Origin of the sequence: Agromyces humi (assembly GCF_009720255.1) — a bacterium.
Classification (GTDB): domain Bacteria; phylum Actinomycetota; class Actinomycetes; order Actinomycetales; family Microbacteriaceae; genus Agromyces; species Agromyces humi.
Genome location: NZ_WJSP02000740.1, coordinates 1 through 661 on the forward strand (window position 1 = coordinate 1; position 661 = coordinate 661).

The following is a 661-nucleotide window of genomic DNA, read 5'->3' on the forward strand; positions in this document are numbered from 1 at the left end:
GGCCGGCGTGGTGTCGGTCTGGATTCGAAGGAGTAGGTAGATGGAGAAGCGCAGGGTGTTCGCGCGGTGTTCGGTTGCGGTCGTGGGTGCGGCGCTGTTGGTGGGCGTTGCGGGTGCGGCGATCGCGGATGAGTACGGTGATCAGGATGTCGACGTGAATGTCGCGATCACCGAGTTGGATGAGCCCGGGGTGCTCGCGATGAGCGTGGCGGGGTCGTCGACGACGTTGACGGAGGACGGGTCGACGGCGACGGTGCGGCAGTTCACCGGTGCGTTGCCGACGGTGACGGTGACCGATACCCGCACGGCGGAGGAGATCCCGGATGGGGCGTTCTGGTACGTGCTGGGGTCGTCGTCGGACTTCACCGGTGATGCCGGGCAGCCGGCGATCGGTGCCGGGCACCTGGGTTGGGCGCCGTCGCTGATCGATGGCGGCGAGTCGGGTCTGGTCGCTGCCGGTGACGAGGTCGACACGGTGCTGGATGCCGGTCCGAACGCGGTCGGCGTGGTGGACCAGGAGCTGCTGGCGATGGCGTTCGATTCCGAGGCGGTCGCGTCCGAGGGGTCATGGACCGCGACCGCGGACCTGTTCCTGCGCACGCCCGCCACCGTCGCCCCCGGCGACTACACCGCCACCATCACCCTCTCACTCTTCGAGTGA

The 661-nt window shown here is 68.5% G+C and carries 1 protein-coding gene; it reads left to right on the forward strand.

All coding sequences use genetic code 11. The features are described from left to right. The first annotated feature begins 40 nt into the window (after positions 1 to 40). Entirely contained in the window at positions 41 to 661 is a 621-nt protein-coding gene (locus tag GH736_RS23910; protein ID WP_159607590.1) for a hypothetical protein, read from the forward strand.